This is a genomic window from Psychrobacter sp. TB55-MNA-CIBAN-0194, assembly GCF_040309505.1.
In the GTDB taxonomy this organism is placed as follows: domain Bacteria; phylum Pseudomonadota; class Gammaproteobacteria; order Pseudomonadales; family Moraxellaceae; genus Psychrobacter; species Psychrobacter fozii.
On the sequence record NZ_JBEOOW010000004.1, the window covers coordinates 259,222 to 277,690 of the forward strand.

Here is an 18,469-nt window from a genome sequence, read left to right on the forward strand (position 1 = left end):
GTATTCGCAACGAATACTTATCAAATATTTAAAGCTTTCAAACGCTTAAAACTTAGCCCATCAAGTCAGCTTGTACAATCTCAATCCAGTAGCCATCTACATCTTTGATAAAGGCGATATTTTTCATGCTGCCATCTTCTGGACGCTTCTTGAATTCGACGTTATTTTTATCAAACCAAGCCACCGCTTCATCCAGACTCGGCACGCTAAAGCAAATATGACCAAAACCCTGTGGATCTTGATTACCATCATGATAGCTAAAATCAGCTTTGGTTTCGGTACCGTAGTTATGAGTCAACTCTAAGATACCGCGCTGACGAAATGCAAAGATTTCTAAATCATCACCAGCAGGCAGGTTGTCTCGCTCGCTCTCCGTTAGCTTGGCCAAAAAGTATAAATCAAAACCCATGTCAGGGAATTTTTTTACTGCTAGCAACGTCATTCCAAGGACGCCCGTATAGAACGCTAAGGACTTGGCAGGATCTTTTACCCGTAGCATCGTATGGTTAAACGTAAAGCCAGTCGTCTGACCTGAAATAGGCTGAACACCATCGGTATTTACGCTGCTAGTAGGCTGGGCTATAAGTGATTCGTTATTATTATCGGTGGCTGAGCCATTATTTGATATAGACATGATTATCCTAATATTGACAAAATATAGAGTTAAAAAAACAAGCGCGTAAAGGCTTTTTACCCGCTTGACTCTCTTATCATAATAAAAAATCACGAAAGGATTGAGAGGATTTTGTAATAGTGCTTATTTGATGTGGCCGATTTAGATGATTTATTAGCTGTCTAAGAACCGTACCTTGCCTGTCTCTAAATCATACTCTGCACCAACGACTAGCAACTGACCACTATTGGTCAAGTCTTCTAGTGCACGTGAGCCATGCTTCAGTTGGCTAACCGACATACGTACGTTGGCACGGATAGAGCGATCAACTAGCTCGTCGGCATCGACGTCTTGACCATTAGCAGTCGCCAATTCATGCAGGTTATAAACACTTGGACGGATGCGGTCTACGATGGACTGCAAATTGGGCGAGTAGTTTGTTTCAGGGTTAATGAGGGTTTCTACGCAGGCCGTAACCGCACCGCAATGTGAATGTCCAAGCACGACCACCAGCTTGGTACCGAATTTTTCGGCCGCAAATTCAATCGAACCAATCTGTGATGGTGCTACTACATTACCAGCGACTCGAATCACAAACAAATCACCTAAGCCTTGATCAAATACAATCTCAACCGGTACACGTGCGTCCGAACAACCCAAAATAATAGCCAAAGGGTCTTGGTCTTTGACCAACTCCGGACGCCTTTGCATCATCGGATCAGTATTGCTCAAGCTATCAACGTAGCGTGCATTTCCTTCTTTCAAAAGCTCGAGGGCTTCTTGACCTGTTTTTGGGCGCGTATTGTTCGGCATAAGATATCCTTTATCATCAATAATATTAGAGTTATAAGCTGTTTAAATTGGATCTAGAATTAGGCTCACTCAGTCTACTATCTGTAGTAATTTTGCTCACATCTCTAGTATCCAAGTCATGTTTCACTGGCTATATTCAAACACAAATCGACTAAATAACTGACTAGTCACTATTAGGTACTGACAGGCCAGTTATATTGGTCTATCACAGAGTAATTGTATAGGAATACCACCTAAAAAATGATAAAAAACTTTGTATTAATGTCGCTATATGACGTAATTATTGCTAGCTGCCCCAAATCATAGAAATGAACCCCCTTGCCAAATGTCCTAAATAGGTTTGCCAAAAACTAGAACTGAAAAGCTCATAATAAAAACTCCTTCCTATCCTATAGTTTATTCCATCTGAAAGAGAGTCAAGGCGACCGAGTGCAGATGTATATGTAATACTTTAAGCGAGGTTAACGCTATCACTCTTTTATAGTGGATTGACTATACCTTTGTCTCTCAAGTACTGTCTCTCACGTAACTTATGATTAACTTGCACTAATTTATATCAAGGGTTTGTTATAATACGTGGCAACCAGACTAAGTCTATCCCCATAGCTTACACCCACACCAAATGACTTTGACCACAGTATCCTAAATGAATGGCCATACTGCGATGTTAGATGCTTAGGAAAAATATTATGACCATCCCGCTGCCCGATACGCACAAAACCTCTGCATCACCTAATGATGATAAGGTGCTGCTGCAACTGACTGGTCTAAAAAAAACCTACGATCAAACTGAAGTATTAAAAGACATCAACCTCGATATCCAGCATGGTGAGTTTTTGACACTGCTTGGCCCTTCAGGCTGCGGTAAGACAACCTTGCTACGCTTGATTGCAGGCTTTGAGCAGCCAAACGCTGGTGCCATTCATTTAGATGGTGTACAGATGGCAGGGTTGCCTGCGGATAAGCGTCCGGTCAATACAGTGTTTCAACAGTATGCGTTGTTTCCTCATATGACCGTCGCGCAAAACGTAGCTTACGGTCTTAAGCTCAAAAAAATACCGAAAGATGAGATTAAGACACGGGTACGCGAGATGCTCGCGATGGTACAGCTAGAACATTTGGCCAATCGTAAACCGCAAGATTTATCGGGTGGTCAACAGCAGCGTGTTGCCATTGCACGCGCCGTGATTAATCGTCCTAAACTGCTGTTACTCGATGAGCCATTGTCTGCGCTCGATCATAAACTACGTTTGCAAATGCAGTCTGAGCTTAAGCGCCTACAACGTGAGTTAGGCATCACTTTTGTCTTTGTCACCCACGATCAAGAAGAAGCACTCTCGATGTCGGACCGTATCGCAGTGATGAAAGACGGTACCTTTCAGCAAATCGGCACGCCTATCGAGATTTATGAAACGCCTGCTAATTTGTTCACAGCCAAATTCATCGGTGAGACCAATCTATTTAAAGCAGAAGTAAAAGGGGTCTATCCCAATCAGCCAGATCGTGATGGTAAAGTCACCAATGGGCGTATCGAAGTAGAAGTTTGCGAGGCACAAGCTCAAGATGGTCCAACCAGCTTACGTAATTTACGTCGGCCTAATTTTGCCAATGACGTGCAAGTCGGCGACATCGTAAACTTACTCCTGCGCCCAGAAGACTTAAGAGTTTACGATCCACAAGATAACGAGCATGTTGGACTGTTTGGCCGAGTGATCGAAAGTAACTACAAAGGCAGCACGCTCGACTCGATTATTGAGCTAGCAAACGGCCATATTATTAAAGCCTCTGAATTCTTTGACGAAGATGACCCAAGTTTTGATTATAAGCTAAATGAAGCTGTCAAAGTCTCATGGGTAGACGGCTGGGAATGGGTATTGCCAGAAGACTCTACTGAGCCAAATAAAGGTGGAGACCATACAAGCGTACAAAAGGATGTCAGTTAATGACAGGTCACAGCTTAGGCAGCAAAAGTCCTTTTCGTACCGCAACGCTATGGCTCATTTGGGGTTGGTTACTGATATTCGCGCTACTGCCAAATATTTTGGTCATCGCTGTTAGTTTTTTGACCCGCGATAGCAGTGCGTTTATCAGCTTACCCGTCAGCATCGACAGCTATGCACGCATGATTGATCCGCTCTATTTCGGCGTATTTATCCATTCGTTATGGATGGCAGGCATCACGACCATCATCTGCTTATTACTTGGCTACCCTTTTGCATGGCTCATATCTAGAGCCAAACCCCGTTGGCAACCACTGCTGATGATGCTATTAATACTGCCGTTTTGGACCAACTCTCTGGTGCGTACGTATGCACTCAAGTTGCTGTTTGCGAATAATGGTTTGATTAATAAATCACTGCTTGCGATAGGTGTTATCGATACCCCTATCGATATCCTATATACGCAAGGTGCGGTGATAGCTGGTCTGACGTATTTACTATTTCCATTTATGGTATTGCCGTTATATGCCGTGTTTACTGACTTGCGTCAGGACATGCTACTGGCATCACAAGATTTGGGTGCATCCAAGACACAGACTTTTTGGCATATCGTACTACCATTGACGACACCAGGCATTATCTCAGGGGTGCTCTTAGTCTTGCTGCCAGCAATGGGGATGTTTTACGTTGCTGATATCTTAGGTGGTTCACGCAATTTACTGGTGGGAAATATCATCAAAAACCAGTTTTTGGATGCGCGCGATTGGCCATTTGGGGCTGCAGCCAGCGTATTATTGACCCTCGCTATGGCCGTGCTGTTACTGGCCTATCGTGCCAGTAGTCGCCGCATTGGCAAAACTGATTTCAGTGAGGTGGCCTAATGTCTCATTCGCGTACAACGAAAATTGGCAGTATCGCAGCCAAAGGCTATCTCAGCCTAATTTATACCTTGCTATATCTGCCTATTATTGTTTTGGTAGTAATGTCATTTAACAAATCAAAAATTGGCTACAACTGGGGCGGCTTTAGCTTAAAGTGGTACGAGTCACTGTTTAATAACCAAGCGATGCTAGATGCATTTTGGCATTCTATCGTATTAGGGTTGGTTGCTGCGACCGTCTCAACATTGATAGGTACGCTCACTGCTCTAGCGCTACACCGTTATAATTTCCGTGGTAAAGGCTTGCTAAACGGGCTGCTATTCGTACTGATGATGTCGCCTGAAATTGTATTGGCCATCTCATTATTGGCGTTATTCTTATTAATTGGTCTGCAGTTAGGCTTTGTCTCGCTATTATTAGCACACATTACCTTCTGTCTACCGTTTGTGGTCATCACTGTCTTTGCACGATTAAGCAGTCTAGATGAGAAATTGATGGAGGCGGCACGCGACTTGGGTGCAAATGAGTCAACGATGGTACGTACCGTGCTCATTCCTGTTATCTTACCAGCGGTGATGGCAGGTTGGTTACTCGCCTTTACGTTGTCATTGGATGATGTGGTGGTTTCAACCTTTGTCACAGGTCCAAGCTATGAGATTTTACCGTTACGTATTTACTCTATGGTACGGGTAGGACTCAAACCAGAAGTCAACGCTATCGGTACATTGCTACTGGCTGCTTCTTTAATATTGGTTATCATCTCGCAGCTGCTATTACGTCGGCGCTAGTTTACCGCTGCCAATCTGACATCGCTAGTTTGGCACTGCTTATTATTGGCACTGTTTATTAATAGCAAGCTTTGAATGAAAGTCAGCGCTATATCTATTATAATGAATTTTTCTCACCTTCGCGGTTAGGTTACCTTATGCTAGAGCTCCGTCACCTCAATACTCTAACCGCGCTACGGGCGCATGGTTCACTCGCTGCTGCTGCCGATGAGCTGCATGTTACGGCTTCAGCGGTATCACATCAGTTGAAAGAGCTAGAGAATTACTACGATATCAGCTTGGTCAATCGTCGTACGCGCCCGCTCACTTTTACTCCCGCTGGCAAGACAGTACTGGCGTTGGCAGATAGTATAATGCCACAAGTCACCCGCACTAAATCCAACCTTAAGCGTCTAGCGCATGGTCAAGCGGGCAGATTACGCCTAGCATCAGAGTGTCACAGTTGTTTTGATTGGCTGATGCCGATACTCAATCATTATCGCCGTGAGTGGTCAGATGTCGAGCTAGACTTTGCCACAGGGTTTGAGCCTGAGCCGCATCATCTGCTCATGGAAGGTGATATTGATTTATTGATTACGACCAGTGATTTACCCATAGACGGTATAAGCTATCAGCCGCTGTTTGAGTATGAGAGTCGCTTGGTACTGTCACCCACGCATGATTTGGCAGCGCAAGAATTTATTGAGCCCAATGATCTGACTGAAGAAACCTTAATTGCTTATCCAGTAGAGGCCAAGCGTCTCGATATTATCGCCAACTTTATGACGCCTGCACAGGTGAGCTTTGAGAATGTGCGTACTACAGAGCTGACAGCGATGCTTATTCAGCTGGTCGCTAGTGAGCGCGGAGTTGCTGCATTGCCTGATTGGGTTGTGGCGGAATATGAGAAAAAAGGCTGGGTCGTCTCGCGGAAGTTGGGTGCAGGTGTGCATTGTCAGCTGTATGCAGCGACGCGCACATCAAGTCAAGACACAGCATATATGCAAGGGTTTGCGAATTTATTGGAAGGGATAGTGAAGCCGTTGTAGGTTCATTACTGATTACTTTCTTATAGTTATAAAATATTAGTCACTTTTTCATATCGTAACGAATGTTATGGTAAATGAGTTTAATATGGCTCAAAGCCATTACTCGAAAACTATTCTATTGTGTGATCAGCATCGTTGATCTTATTAAATTCGGTTTTAGTAACAATCTGTCTATGAGCTTTAAAAAACTCTATGACTCGCTCATTATTATCGACAAAACCTTGAATAATCTCGGGGTGATCTAGCACTCGACCATTAACCGCTATGATATTTTGGAAATCTTGTGCAAACTGCGTATTGTAGCCGCTTAGATTAAATCTTTGGTTGTAGTCATCATTCATGATTCTAATTTTATACTGTAGTTTGAAATCATCATCTAATAGGGTTGATAACCGGTAATAGTTATGAAAATTACCTAACCCTCCTTCTCCGTAAGTTGTAAACATTAGCTTCAGTGGACTAGTCTGGTTTGGCATACCATCTATTACTAACATTTCTTGAGTAGAGTCGGCATAAAATCGCTCAATGTTTAACGTTTTTTCTATTAGCGACTCTGGGGGGAAAGTATTATAAAAATAGTCTTTACCCCTAACTACTTTTTCAACGATTTCACCATCAGTTTTATTTGAATCAATCAATCTGTAAAGTGGTCTCAAGTCTGTATAAAAAACCATACCTAGTTTTTCTGAAGGGCAGTGATAACTATTCGAGGGGTTACCTGAGAATGTTTTCGCTTGAAATTTTAGTCTCAAATGTTTTGTCGAAAACTCATTAAAGTCACCAGCATCATTATTATTATTACAACGTGGAAAAGTGGCGACAAATACCTTATCTGATATTTCTGCTGGTATATAAGCGGTAACTAGCTCATTTGGGTTTTTTGGCTCTGTACATCCGGTTACTAAGATTCCTATAGCACTTAGAATGAAAGTACCTATGAATTTCAATGTCGTCATAATCATCTTATTTCGTACAGTTAAGTCTCGTTAAATCCTGATTTGAGTATACCCCAAGGGAACCAGTTATTTTGCCCTTTAAACCTATTAATAAACCACTTAAACTAGACTGCTATCATGGAACCACCTATAACAGACCATTGAACGATTAATATTTATCAACGGCTACAAAACCAACTTAAAGAAATAAAATCCCAACGCAGTTGCTAATAATGTCAATCCAACGTGCAAACCTATTAACGCAAGACCTGTCAATAACCTGCCTTCACTGATAAAAGTAAACACTTCCGCGCTAAAGGTACTAAAGGTCGTCAATCCGCCTAAAAATCCAGTGATGACGAATAGTCTCACGTTGTCAGATAAGCCAGTACCCATCCTTCCGAACCATACTAAAGCTAGCCCTATTAATAGTCCACCCAAGACATTCGCGCCCAATGTACCAAGCGGTATCCAATGGTGCAATGGATTAAAGCGCGCCAGCCACCCTCGCAAACACGCTCCAAATGCGGCGCCTAGACCAATCGCAATCCACTGCATAGCGGTATCCTTACTTCAGATAGATTTCATGAGCATGAACATGGGCACAAACATGGGCATGAGCCCCAATCAATAGCACCTTTATACCGGAGGCAATTCGGTCATCGGCCAACGTGGCACACAGCTAACGGCCAAATCATCTGACTGCCCTGCTTGCAAGCGCTCATAGCCAGCATAAGCAATCATTGCCCCGTTATCGGTACACAATGCAGGCGGTGCATAGTGCACCGTTGCATCTATTTTGGCCAGCTCCGCTTCTAACGTTTCACGCAAATGAGTGTTGGCACTGACGCCGCCAGCAATGACTAAGCGGCTCATATCTACTTGCTTAAGTGCTTTGACGCATTTTCTTACCAGTGTATCGACCACTGCATGTTGAAAGCTAGCTGCAATATCAGCGCGTACTTGTGGATTACTCTCGGCGCTATTTCCCGAACCCCCTGAGTGTGGGGTATCCTTGATAAGGTTATGCACAGCTGTTTTCATACCGCTAAAGGAGAAATCCAAACCACGGTGTAACATCGGTCTTGGCAAGCTATACGCGTTTTGATTGCCTGTTTCAGCCAGTTTGGCTATATTGGGACCACCAGGATATGGCAAGCCTAGCATCTTAGCTGCTTTATCAAAGCACTCACCCGCAGCATCGTCTATCGACTCACCCAATATCTCATACTGCCCAACCCCACGGGCAGCAATAAGCAAAGTATGTCCACCAGAGACGAGCAATGACACAAACGGAAACGCAGGAGGGTTTGCGCCCATTAATGGTGCCAACAAATGGCCTTCCATATGGTGGATGCCAATCGCAGGGATATCCAAACCATAAGCCAAACTGCGCCCAAATAACGCACCCGTCATCAATGCACCAATGAGTCCCGGCCCTTTAGTATAGGCAATCGCATCGATCTCGCTTTTTTTCATATCACACTGATCTAACAGCTCATTAAGCAAAGGCACGAGCTTTCGAATATGGTCGCGACTAGCAAGCTCAGGCACAACGCCACCATAGAGAGCATGCAGCTCTATTTGTGAATACAGCACTTGACCAACCAAACCTTGATTGTCATTCGAAATCTGCTCACTATCAAAAACCGCTAGACCAGTCTCATCACAAGAGGTCTCTAAACCCAACACTTTCATATGCTTGCCTTTATACTTTTGTCTGCGTGTCATTTTTTACAGCGTTTTTCGCCTTAGCTTATGTGCGAAAAAACGTGCACAAAAAAACCGCCATTGTCAGTCACAATGACGGTCAGTTTAGCAAATTTCAATGGTCAATATCAGCTAACCGCTGCAATCATGTAATCTACAGCCGCATACACCTGAGCTTCACTTACTTTATCAGTGACTTGCGCTGGCATTTTATTAAAGCCTTTAGCAGAGTGCATGTGTAGCGTATCTTTGCCTTTGGTAAGGCGCGCTGCCCATGCGGCTTTATCACCATATTTTGGTGCATCGAGCAAACCTGCAGCATGACAAACCTGACAGTTTGATTCATATAGTTTAGCGCCTGCATCCGCGGCCAATACTTCAGGCTCAGCAGCAACTTCTGCTACTGGCTCTTCCGTAGTAACAGGCGCCTCAACAGGTTCTAATTCAACCTCTGGTTCAGGCGTAGCAATTTCAGACTCAGTCACTTCAGATTCAACAACTGGTGTGTCAGCGATCGCTACAGTGGTATCAGCAGGTTCATTGGCAGTAGATACCTCTTCTGTACTCGTATCATCACCACTACAGGCACTCAGTGCTAACAATGCGCTAATACCGATAACAGAGATCGTAAGCTTGTTTATGCGCTGTCGTTTATTCATCATGATCACACCTCTATATTATGTTTTATATTGGTGGCTGCTTATAAAGCTTATTTACCACTCTTGGCAGCCCAAATGACCATTAAATCCATGCTTATTCAGCAGCAGCTTCAGGTTCGGCACTGTCAGTAGCAGCTGCGTCAGCATCGGCGCTATCCGCTGCAGTCGCTGTTTCTGCCATAGCAGTATCAGCCGTTCCTTCTTCAGCAGTGGCTGTACCATCAGCTTCCGTGGCAGCTGCATCAGCCGCAGGCATCGGTGCTGTTTCTGGAAACTTCATGTCTTCAGCTTCCGGTGCATTTTCAATCGCAAGTGCAGCCGCTTCTTCAACGCGATCTACTGCCATTACTTCTTCATGCTCTTCGCCGCCGCTACAAGCGCTAACACCAAAGCTAAAAGCGACGATAAATGCGCTACTTAACGCTGTATTTAATACTGTCTTTTTCATTCAAACATCCTCAATAAAATACACACAAAACGGTTCATAAGCTTACTATAATATGGGAATTATCATAGCATAAACTCCACCTAAACCGTTATAGACAGTAGGGTTTTTTATTTATAATGATGCTCTCTAGCACACTTATATAGTCACTCTTATTTAACTAAAACCATTAATGCTGTCTCATAAACTAACTCTATATCTACAAAAAACTGTGCAACTTAATGATAAATATGGATTAATACAACAAATTCATTGACTTACTTGCTATTTTTTATTAAAATACCTGCCCTTGTGCTCATGTACAAGATTATCCTAGTTTGAGCTGATGTCTGTAATCTTGAGATATTACGACTAAATACTAATACACAGCCAAACTAATGCCTTTATATCTCATCCTAATCGAGGAGTCTTCATGCCTGCAGTTAAGGTTAAAGAAAACGAACCAGTAGATATCGCTATCCGTCGTTTCAAACGTTCATGTGAAAAAGCTGGTGTATTGTCAGACGTACGTAAGCGTGAGTTTTATGAAAAACCAACGCAAGTACGCAAGCGTAAAAAAGCTGCTGCCGTAAAGCGTTATAAAAAGAAGTTACAACGCGAAACTATTCGTACCACTCGTATGTACTAATCCATAATACGATTAGTTAAGTACAAGTGCTACATTAACGCCACTGTTATCCATTGATATCAGTGGCGTTTTTTATGCTACAATTTTTATTACTATTGCTCAAAATCTGAATAAATAACTCTTAACGAATAAGGATAATAACAATGAGTCAACTTAAACAGACTTTATTAGACAGCATCAAAGTGTCTATGAAAGCGCGTGAGCTTGAGCGCGTTAAAGTATTGCGTAACGTACAAGCAGTCATCAAGCAGATTGAGATTGACCGCCGGATAGAGCTAGATGACGCACAAGTATTAGAGGTATTACAAAAGCAATTGAAACAGCGTCAAGAATCACTCACTATTTTTACAGAAAACAACCGTGATGACTTAGCAACCAAAGAGCAGTTTGAGATTGATATCATCAATGGGTTTATGCCCAAACAAATGAACGATGATGAAGTGGCTGCTTTAGTCAACGCTGAAATCGCTGAGCAAGGTGCAACATCTATGCGTGATATGGGTAGCGTAATGGGTGTACTAAAGAACAAAACTGCAGGCCGTGCAGATCCAGCCCTCATCTCTAAGATGGTAAAAGACGCTCTACAAGGCTAGCACCTACTATTGATTAGAAAGTTCTGTCTGTAAAAACAACCGCCTAAGGCTTAAAGTCTTTGGCGGTTTTTACTGCTTTGAGTTCTGCATTAATATTGGCTAAAAGCGGCCGAGCACTATTGGCTTGGGGTGTATTCTGCAATTGTTCCGTCAGTTGCTTGGCTTGTGTCAGCGATATGAGTGCACTTTCGTAGCGATTGCTCCATAGCTGATCTTGGCTGCGGTAACGTAATGCATTGATAGTGGCAATATTGGCCAGCTGCGGTGAAGTCGTGGTTTTTGCCAGCTTTTCATTAGCCAGTTGTAGACTCTGCCAAGCATAACGATCGCTTGGCTGCTGCTCGGTTAGTGGTTTGAGCAATGCTTGTGCTTGTGTCGGCTGGTTGCTATTGGTGAGTGCTTCCGCTAAGTAGAGTCGTAGATCACGACGCTCAGGATAGATGCGCTGCTGGCTTTCTAAAATTTGTGCCGCTTCTGACCACTTACCTTGTTCCGTTAGCATATAGCTGTGAGTAATCGACAATAAAGGCTCTAGTGTTTGACGCTGTGTCGCTGATAATGCATCGATTTCAGCCAGTAGCTTGTTAGCATTTGTAAAACGTTGCTGTTCACTGTACCAGTGCATCAAAGCCAATTTAGCACCGACGCTATTCTTTGCAGCAGTCGTCAATACGGTCTCAGAAGCATGCTTACCAGTAATCTGTACACGCCAATAGAGCAAATCAAACAATGCCTGATGACGTTGCTGCTGGTTTAATGATAATGAAGGATAGCTCTGCGCGCGACTTTGTGAATCACTCAAACGCTCATTACTCAGTGGATGGGACATAATAAAACTTGGCAAAAACTGGTTTTCAACTTTATTGAGCTGACTTCGTTGATTCATCGTGGCAAAAAACCGTGGCATGGCTCTTGGGTCATAACCCGCTTGGGTCATGATTTGCATCCCTATTCGATCAGCCTCGCGCTCATTACTGCGACTAAATGCCATGCTACTGTTCATCGTAGCGGTTTGACTACCCATCAAAACGGCTGTCGCCGCATCACCATCGATTGCTGATGCAGCAATTGCTGCTAGCATGCCACCTACTTGCATGAGCAATGCTTTTTTTCGATCATCCACACCACTTTCATAATGATGCTGGCTAATGTGTGCCACTTCATGCGCTACCACACTGGCAAGCTCGTCCATACTACTGGCGGCCAATATAGTGCCTGTATTTAGACCGATGACACCACCTGGTGCTGCAAAAGCATTGATACTCGGATTATCAATAATCACCAAGCCCATTAATGCTTGCTGCCGTGCTTGAGCATTCAAACGCCACGTCATGTCTTTGAGCGTTTCTTGAATCCAAGGATCATGCTCCATCTGAACGCCACCATTGATGTTTCGTAGTGACCATTCGCCTAGCAGCTTATTTTGATACTGCTCAGCGAAGCTCAAGCCCTGACCTCTCAAGTTAGGCAAGTCTAAATCTTCGGAGTCCGTGGATTGCCATGAGTTATAATTGTATTGTGACGTTTGGGTGCTGCTATTATTACTACTGTTCCACTCACTACTATTGGCAGCCGTTGTGGTCATCAATAATGCTGTTGAAACCCCTAATATAAACATGCTCGATATCGCTATAGACAGAGCACCCTTTTTTCGCTCGCACAACAGCGATACCCACCCAAACGAAGGTGTGGCGACCACATATTTATTTGAGTGATTCATGGCTGCGCTATCAAAAATCGACTGTCTATTGGCGTGATACAAATGCTTATCCTATGCAGGTGAGTAATGATGACAACATTCTCTCGACTATACGAGCTTGTGCATATAAGGTCAATTCTAGTATAGGTTCGACTACCAATAACTAAGCGGCGTGTCACTATTGCGCAACATGACTGTGTAATTCTAATGAACCGAATGTTGAGTTGATTATATTCAACTCAATTGCACCCTAGCTATTTGCTATAATGGCAGTCACAACAATAGGTCTACGTCGCTATTAAGCACAAAGTATTCAACAAAAAAGTCTTAAAATTAACGATGCTTGAAAGCGAACTATTGATAATACAAATAGTAGTACAAACCAAAGTATTGGTATCTATAAGGGTTATTTTATGTCTGTTGATAGCCAGTCCACCATCATCCAAGCGCCTGACCTCATAACCTTATCAGAAAAACTCTCTGGTGCTGAGCAACAAAATATCAATAACTTATTGGCATTACTGTCGGTGAATGATGTTGATTCAAATAACGAATTAGATGCAAAGCAATCCTCTATCAATATTGTACGTTTCGTCGATGGACGTGGGCTTGCTTGTCCAATGCCGCTTCTGAAAACCAAAGTGGCATTACGTGATGTCGCAACTGGTGAATCATTGTATGTGGTCGCCACTGATGCCAATTCACAAGCAGATATCGCTGCTTTCTGTCGACAAAGTAAGCAAACAGACACGACCAATCGACTGCTACTGACCATCAATAGCGTTACCAGTCAACAGGCAACTGATAGCACACCATCACAGCGTTTCGATACAATATATCACTTCATCATTACCAAAACTGATAGCAACTAAGCGTCGCTATCCTTTACAATTACAACTATAAATATTTTTATCTTACTATTTGCGTCACTATTTAATCAAGGTCAAGAATATGGCTAACACTGCTAATGATGCTGCAAAAACGAGTAAAAAAGACGATGCAGCACCTGTAAAAAACGAAGCACGTGATGCAGCATTGAAAGCTGCGGCACAGCGACCACCTTATGATGCGGATGCGCTAGGTGATACCAGTACTCGTGATTTGGTACCAGCAATGCCAACGCATCTATCAGCGCCTGGGGTCAATCTGGGTGCGTATATCAATACCGTCCATCAAATTCCAATCTTGACGCCAGTACAAGAGCAAGAGTTGGCGCATCGCTATTATGACGAAGGCGATGTTGAGGCGGCACGTCTGCTCGTGATGTCACATCTGCGTTTTGTGATTCACATTGCACGCAGCTATTCAGGCTACGGTCTGCCACAAGCCGATTTAATTCAAGAAGGTAATTTGGGACTAATGAAAGCAGTAAAACGCTTTGATCCCAACAAAGGCGTACGCTTGGTATCCTTTGCAGTGCATTGGATTAAAGCGGAAATTCACGAGTTTGTCATTCGCAACTGGCGTATCGTGAAGGTAGCGACTACTAAAGCACACCGTAAACTATTCTTTAATTTACGTAGTCTCAAAAAGACCAACAATCAGCTAACGCTAGAAGAAGCAGATGCGATTGCAAATGACCTAAATGTCACGCGCAAGCAAGTGTTAGAGATGGAGTCACGACTTACGTCCTATGATGCCTCGTTTGAAGCGCAATCGAGTGATGACGACGATGGGCGCTATGCACCGCAATTGTTCTTAGAAGATGGTATTGATCCTGCTGAGCAGTTAGAAGAAGCAGATTGGGAAGAAAACAATTCTTCAGCATTAATAGCGGCAATGGGAACCTTAGACGATCGCTCACGTGATATCGTTGAGCAACGCTGGCTCTCTGAGCAAAAATCAACCTTGCATGAGTTAGCAGCCGTCTACTCTATTTCGGCAGAACGTGTACGCCAGATCGAAAAAAATGCCATGGACAAAATCCGTGATGCAATGACTATCGATAGTGTGATTTTGCCAGATGATATTCAATAGCTGTTATTTTATAGTAGCGACTGCTTTTAAATAATATGAGTGTGCCATGTTAAATTGGATAGGTATTGCGGCGATTAATATGGCTATCGCCGTTGCGCTAGGCGCATTCGGTGCGCATGGTTTGAAAAACATAGCCAGTCCTCAGCAACTCGAATGGTGGCATACGGCAACACTGTACTTGCTAGTACATGCGCTCGGCTTACTACTAGTAGGACTATTGATACGCCTCAGATATATTACTCAAACGACCGCTTGGCTTTTACAGATTGGCATTATAATATTTGCCGGTAGTCTGTATTCGATGACACTTGGCGCACCACTTTGGTTTGGAGCGATTACACCCATCGGAGGTATGCTAATGATTGCAGGTTGGCTATGGTTGGCAGTATCGACATTTAAATCAAAAGACTCGATCAGCTAATCAAAGCGCAGTTAACCAATCTAGAGTATGTCATCTACTCAAGCATTAATATTTTTGAGTACAAGGAAATCTAAATTATTAAGGAGCGCAATTATGAGCAACATCAGTGTCAATGGCAAACATCTACAGACCACTCATCAGACGGTACAATTGGTTATTAATGAGCTTGGGCTTAGCCAAGGCCGTTATGCCGTAGAAGTCGAAGGTGAGCTTATCCCAAAGAGCGAGCTGAGTCAGCTACGTATCGTTGAAGGCATGAACATCGAAGTAGTACAAGCCGTTGGTGGCGGCTAATCACTGCACTTTACTTATCGTAGATTACATAGACTGAGTGTAATATGCTTAATTTGTTGAATAGAATACTGGTTTCATTTGGCTTATAACCAAACTTTCAAAAAGATTATCAGTAGTTTTGATTAATGAATAGACTTACTGATACTCTCCTTTCTTGATACTAGTACTAGAAAAGGCCTCAACGTATGATACGTTTGAGGCCTTTTTCCTTTTTGTGTATTATGATTTCAGTTCAGTAGAATCAAATATAAATCATATGGCTAGCTATACTATTTATTATTATTTGGTCAGCCAGTACTCATTAAATACGATATCTACCAAACCTCATCAAATTAAACGGCTGGTGCTACATCATCGACTGTAAAGTCTTCGTAACGTTCATCACGTCCAGCACCCTGAGTCTTTTTACGCTCTTGACGGGTTTTGTATTTACGCACTTGTCTATCAAGTTTGTCTGCCATTTCGTTGATGGCTTTATACATATCATCTTCACACGCTTGAACAAACATTTCTTGACCTGAGACTCGCATAATCGCTTCAGCTTTATGGCTTTTTTTACCGCCATCACTAGCACCGCTGTTGTCTAACGATAATATCACTTTAATACTTTGTATCTGATCGAAGTGACGCTCTACTTTCTCAAGCTTTTCACGAACTGCCTTGTCCATAGCTTCAGTAACGCTGATATGGTGACCACTGATAGAAACATTCATATTATTGTCCTTTTGTTTGTACTTACAGTCAACAGATGAATTAGCATTCCTGCTTTTATCACCCTGCTTTACCAACAATCGCTCTACTATCTTTTATAGCCAGTACATCCAGTAAAATGCCGATATATCCTTTCATTATCTCCTGATTGCTACTATAAAAATGCTAAATCGATACTTAGATTTCGTTGTTGGTATGACTCTAATTTGTCATGAAATTAGGATAGTAGCAAGCCATTTAATTGTAATTAAGTGTAACAATAACTGTTGTTTCTATCATGTTTCTATATAATCAAAAAATTTTATTTTTTATATTTTTCTGACATATATTGGTCAATATATGAGCGTGCTTATAACTTATTGAATTACATCGTTTAATATTTTTGTTTGCGCTGAGTAGACGATCCAATATTCATTGCTTCGCGGTATTTGGCTACAGTCCTTCTGGCAATATCGATGCCTTCAATTAACAAACTGTCTTTGATACGACTGTCTGATAATGGCTTTTTTGGATTCTCATCGGCGATGAGTTGCTTAATCATGGCACTGATAGCGGTCGATGAAACATCACCATCTGTACTGCTAACATGTGATGAAAAGAAATGCTTTAGCGAAAACAGTCCTTGTGGTGTCAGGATAGTTTTGCTGGTGGTCAGACGTGACACAGTGGATTCATGCAAATCAACTTCTTCTGCAATGACCTTTAAGATAAGTGGTTGCATGGCAGTCGCACCATGTTGTAGGAACTCTTGCTGATAACGTACGATACTGGTGGCGACCTTTAGTAGGTTTTGATTGCGCTCTTCGATACTGCGAATAAACAAGCGAGCATCTGTAAGGTTTTCACGCAGATACTGATTGTCAGGGCTATCATCACCCCGTTTGACTAAGTTGGCGTACTCTTGATTGACTCTTAGCTTCGGCAGGGTGTCAGGATTGAGCCGTACCTGCCAGCCATCCTCTTGCGCATCTGTCCCTGCAGTGGTATTACTACTATGGCGACGGACAGGCGTGACCAGCACATCAGGAATATCGTAACTGTCTGGCTCCCGTGCGTAATCCGGTTGACTACTATGAAATAATAATCCTGGTGAAGGATTTAAGCTGCGTAATAGATTTAATGCAGGTGTGATCTTCTCAGCTGCAAGTCCAGTCTGCTCGGTCAGTGCTTTAATATTATTACTGACTAAGTATTCACTAGCAGATAGAAGTGCTTGCGCTTCTTTTAGAGACTCCGTATTACTATCAAGTTTGGACAGCTGAATCGCTAGGCATTCACTGAGATTCCGCGCCCCAACACCGAGTGGATCGCAAGATTGAATAATATGTAATACGGCCATTACTTCATCTTGCTCAACAGACTCATTCCATTGATAGAAGCTCGCCATGGTCTCAAAGCTCTGCAACAACTCATCGATATCAAGCCGAACAAAACCCATATCATCCATAGAGTCCATCAGGTAGGTGGCGATCAACATATCTGCTTCTGATAGATGTTTAAAGTTCAGCTGCCAACGTACATGATCTTGGATAGTGGCAGAGGTGCCGCCTTGATAGCTATCAAAGTCATCGTCACCTTTGCTCCCTGAACTGCTAGCCGCCGATGCATAGTTGCTGCTATCCGCACTATTATCAAAGCTACTATAGTCGTCACTATCCATCGCATGATTGTCTATGGCACCATCATCGATATTGGCTTGCTGCAATTTATCAAAGCTATCACTAAGTTCGTTATCATAGTCAGAGGTAGTCGTGTTGCTGTCGGATTTGGCAGTAAATGACTCAGTGCCAGTACTTTGATTCCAGCTATCCAATGTGAGTGAGTCGCTCAGCTCGTCTATAATATCGTCGCCGCCATGCTCGTATTCATCGTCATCATCTTCGATACGTTCAAGCAGTGGATTACTATCCAGCTTGATCTGAACCTCTTGCGCGAGCTCAAGACTAGAGAGCTGCAGCAATTTAATGGCTTGCTGCATCTGCGGGGTCAGTTTCTGTGAGGTGCTTAGCGTGGTCGCCAATCCGAACGACATACTCATGGGCGGCTTATTACACTCCGGTAGTGATAATATTCTACAAATATTTTTGGTCAAACCAGTGGTTTAACGTTATTAGGACATGACGATAGCATTTTTTGGCGCAATTTTGCTATGATAATTTACACTCTAGCCAGATACAATTGTTACGCTTTTCTCATTAAAGCCTATAAATATTAGCATTTCAGCATTAACTGCTAAATAATTAATATCAAAAATCGGTTTATCATCATATAAAATTTATAAGAAAAATCATGAAATACACGACTGCAAAATAACCAAATCGAATTAACCTAAAA

General features: G+C 42.8%; 20 protein-coding genes. 10 read left to right on the forward strand and 10 right to left on the reverse strand.

The features are described 5' to 3' along the window. Positions 1 to 52: 52 nt before the first annotated feature. Both gloA and AAEY75_RS06780 read right to left on the reverse strand, forming a co-directional pair. Positions 53 to 634, reverse strand: a complete 582-nt coding sequence (gloA, locus tag AAEY75_RS06775; protein ID WP_197215736.1) for a lactoylglutathione lyase — start codon at positions 632 to 634, stop codon at positions 53 to 55. A gap of 153 nt (positions 635 to 787) precedes the next feature. Then, positions 788 to 1,426, reverse strand: coding sequence for a carbonic anhydrase (locus AAEY75_RS06780; protein WP_110921876.1), 639 nt, complete (start codon positions 1,424 to 1,426; stop codon positions 788 to 790). Between the two features lie 689 nt (positions 1,427 to 2,115). On the opposite strand from AAEY75_RS06780, the gene potA reads away from it, so the two are divergent. The 4 genes from potA to AAEY75_RS06800 all read left to right on the forward strand — a co-directional run bounded on the left by potA (position 2,116) and on the right by AAEY75_RS06800 (position 6,063). Further along, a complete protein-coding gene (gene potA / locus AAEY75_RS06785; RefSeq protein ID WP_197215733.1) occupies positions 2,116 to 3,369 on the forward strand; it encodes a spermidine/putrescine ABC transporter ATP-binding protein PotA in 1,254 nt (417 codons plus the stop codon). Then, a complete protein-coding gene (potB, locus tag AAEY75_RS06790) occupies positions 3,369 to 4,247 on the forward strand; it encodes a spermidine/putrescine ABC transporter permease PotB (protein WP_197215731.1) in 879 nt (292 codons plus the stop codon). The genes potA and potB overlap by 1 nt, the downstream gene beginning before the upstream one ends. Further along, positions 4,247 to 5,035, forward strand: a complete 789-nt coding sequence (potC, locus tag AAEY75_RS06795; RefSeq protein ID WP_197215729.1) for a spermidine/putrescine ABC transporter permease PotC — start codon at positions 4,247 to 4,249, stop codon at positions 5,033 to 5,035. Before potB ends, potC begins: the two co-directional genes overlap by 1 nt. Before the next feature lie 137 nt (positions 5,036 to 5,172). Beyond that, complete coding sequence (locus tag AAEY75_RS06800; protein ID WP_197215728.1) at positions 5,173 to 6,063, forward strand: LysR family transcriptional regulator; 891 nt, start codon at positions 5,173 to 5,175, stop codon at positions 6,061 to 6,063. A gap of 110 nt (positions 6,064 to 6,173) precedes the next feature. Here the strand turns inward: AAEY75_RS06800 and AAEY75_RS06805 are convergent, their stop codons facing one another. From AAEY75_RS06805 to AAEY75_RS06825, 5 genes are all read right to left on the reverse strand, one after another. Further along, complete coding sequence (locus tag AAEY75_RS06805) at positions 6,174 to 7,019, reverse strand: hypothetical protein (protein WP_197215727.1); 846 nt, start codon at positions 7,017 to 7,019, stop codon at positions 6,174 to 6,176. Between the two features lie 165 nt (positions 7,020 to 7,184). Further along, positions 7,185 to 7,556, reverse strand: coding sequence for a CrcB family protein (locus tag AAEY75_RS06810; RefSeq protein ID WP_110921881.1), 372 nt, complete (start codon positions 7,554 to 7,556; stop codon positions 7,185 to 7,187). Between the two features lie 81 nt (positions 7,557 to 7,637). After that, positions 7,638 to 8,696: a tRNA (adenosine(37)-N6)-threonylcarbamoyltransferase complex transferase subunit TsaD gene (gene tsaD / locus AAEY75_RS06815; protein ID WP_352259176.1), complete on the reverse strand. Its 1,059-nt coding sequence runs from the start codon at positions 8,694 to 8,696 to the stop codon at positions 7,638 to 7,640. A 140-nt stretch (positions 8,697 to 8,836) separates the two neighbouring features. Further along, positions 8,837 to 9,370 carry a c-type cytochrome gene (locus tag AAEY75_RS06820; RefSeq protein WP_352259177.1) on the reverse strand — a complete coding sequence of 178 codons (534 nt, stop codon included), beginning with the start codon at positions 9,368 to 9,370 and terminating at the stop codon, positions 8,837 to 8,839. Between the two features lie 91 nt (positions 9,371 to 9,461). Next, positions 9,462 to 9,815 carry a hypothetical protein gene (locus tag AAEY75_RS06825; RefSeq protein WP_227687343.1) on the reverse strand — a complete coding sequence of 118 codons (354 nt, stop codon included), beginning with the start codon at positions 9,813 to 9,815 and terminating at the stop codon, positions 9,462 to 9,464. 409 nt (positions 9,816 to 10,224) lie between these two features. Here AAEY75_RS06825 and rpsU point away from each other — a divergent pair, with 409 nt between their 5' ends. Next, entirely contained in the window at positions 10,225 to 10,440 is a 216-nt protein-coding gene (gene rpsU, locus AAEY75_RS06830; protein ID WP_110921885.1) for a 30S ribosomal protein S21, read from the forward strand. 143 nt (positions 10,441 to 10,583) lie between these two features. Further along, complete coding sequence (locus AAEY75_RS06835) at positions 10,584 to 11,033, forward strand: GatB/YqeY domain-containing protein (protein WP_201549368.1); 450 nt, start codon at positions 10,584 to 10,586, stop codon at positions 11,031 to 11,033. Positions 11,034 to 11,076: 43 nt separating this feature from the next. Here the strand turns inward: AAEY75_RS06835 and AAEY75_RS06840 are convergent, their stop codons facing one another. Beyond that, positions 11,077 to 12,753, reverse strand: a complete 1,677-nt coding sequence (locus AAEY75_RS06840) for a M48 family metallopeptidase (protein ID WP_352259178.1) — start codon at positions 12,751 to 12,753, stop codon at positions 11,077 to 11,079. A 392-nt stretch (positions 12,754 to 13,145) separates the two neighbouring features. Between AAEY75_RS06840 and AAEY75_RS06845 the strand changes: the two genes are divergently transcribed. From AAEY75_RS06845 to thiS, 4 genes are all read left to right on the forward strand, one after another. Further along, entirely contained in the window at positions 13,146 to 13,604 is a 459-nt protein-coding gene (locus AAEY75_RS06845; protein WP_352259179.1) for a sulfurtransferase TusA family protein, read from the forward strand. Positions 13,605 to 13,845: 241 nt separating this feature from the next. Beyond that, positions 13,846 to 14,709: an RNA polymerase sigma factor RpoH gene (gene rpoH, locus AAEY75_RS06850; protein ID WP_197099889.1), complete on the forward strand. Its 864-nt coding sequence runs from the start codon at positions 13,846 to 13,848 to the stop codon at positions 14,707 to 14,709. 46 nt (positions 14,710 to 14,755) lie between these two features. Further along, positions 14,756 to 15,130, forward strand: a complete 375-nt coding sequence (locus AAEY75_RS06855; RefSeq protein ID WP_352259180.1) for a DUF423 domain-containing protein — start codon at positions 14,756 to 14,758, stop codon at positions 15,128 to 15,130. A 93-nt stretch (positions 15,131 to 15,223) separates the two neighbouring features. After that, on the forward strand, positions 15,224 to 15,424 hold the full coding sequence (gene thiS / locus AAEY75_RS06860) for a sulfur carrier protein ThiS (RefSeq protein ID WP_110921891.1): 201 nt from the start codon (positions 15,224 to 15,226) through the stop codon (positions 15,422 to 15,424). Positions 15,425 to 15,756: 332 nt separating this feature from the next. Here the strand turns inward: thiS and hpf are convergent, their stop codons facing one another. Both hpf and AAEY75_RS06870 read right to left on the reverse strand, forming a co-directional pair. Next, entirely contained in the window at positions 15,757 to 16,137 is a 381-nt protein-coding gene (gene hpf, locus AAEY75_RS06865; protein ID WP_197099730.1) for a ribosome hibernation-promoting factor, HPF/YfiA family, read from the reverse strand. A 371-nt stretch (positions 16,138 to 16,508) separates the two neighbouring features. Continuing rightward, positions 16,509 to 18,173, reverse strand: a complete 1,665-nt coding sequence (locus tag AAEY75_RS06870) for an RNA polymerase factor sigma-54 (protein ID WP_352259181.1) — start codon at positions 18,171 to 18,173, stop codon at positions 16,509 to 16,511. Positions 18,174 to 18,469 lie beyond the last annotated feature (296 nt).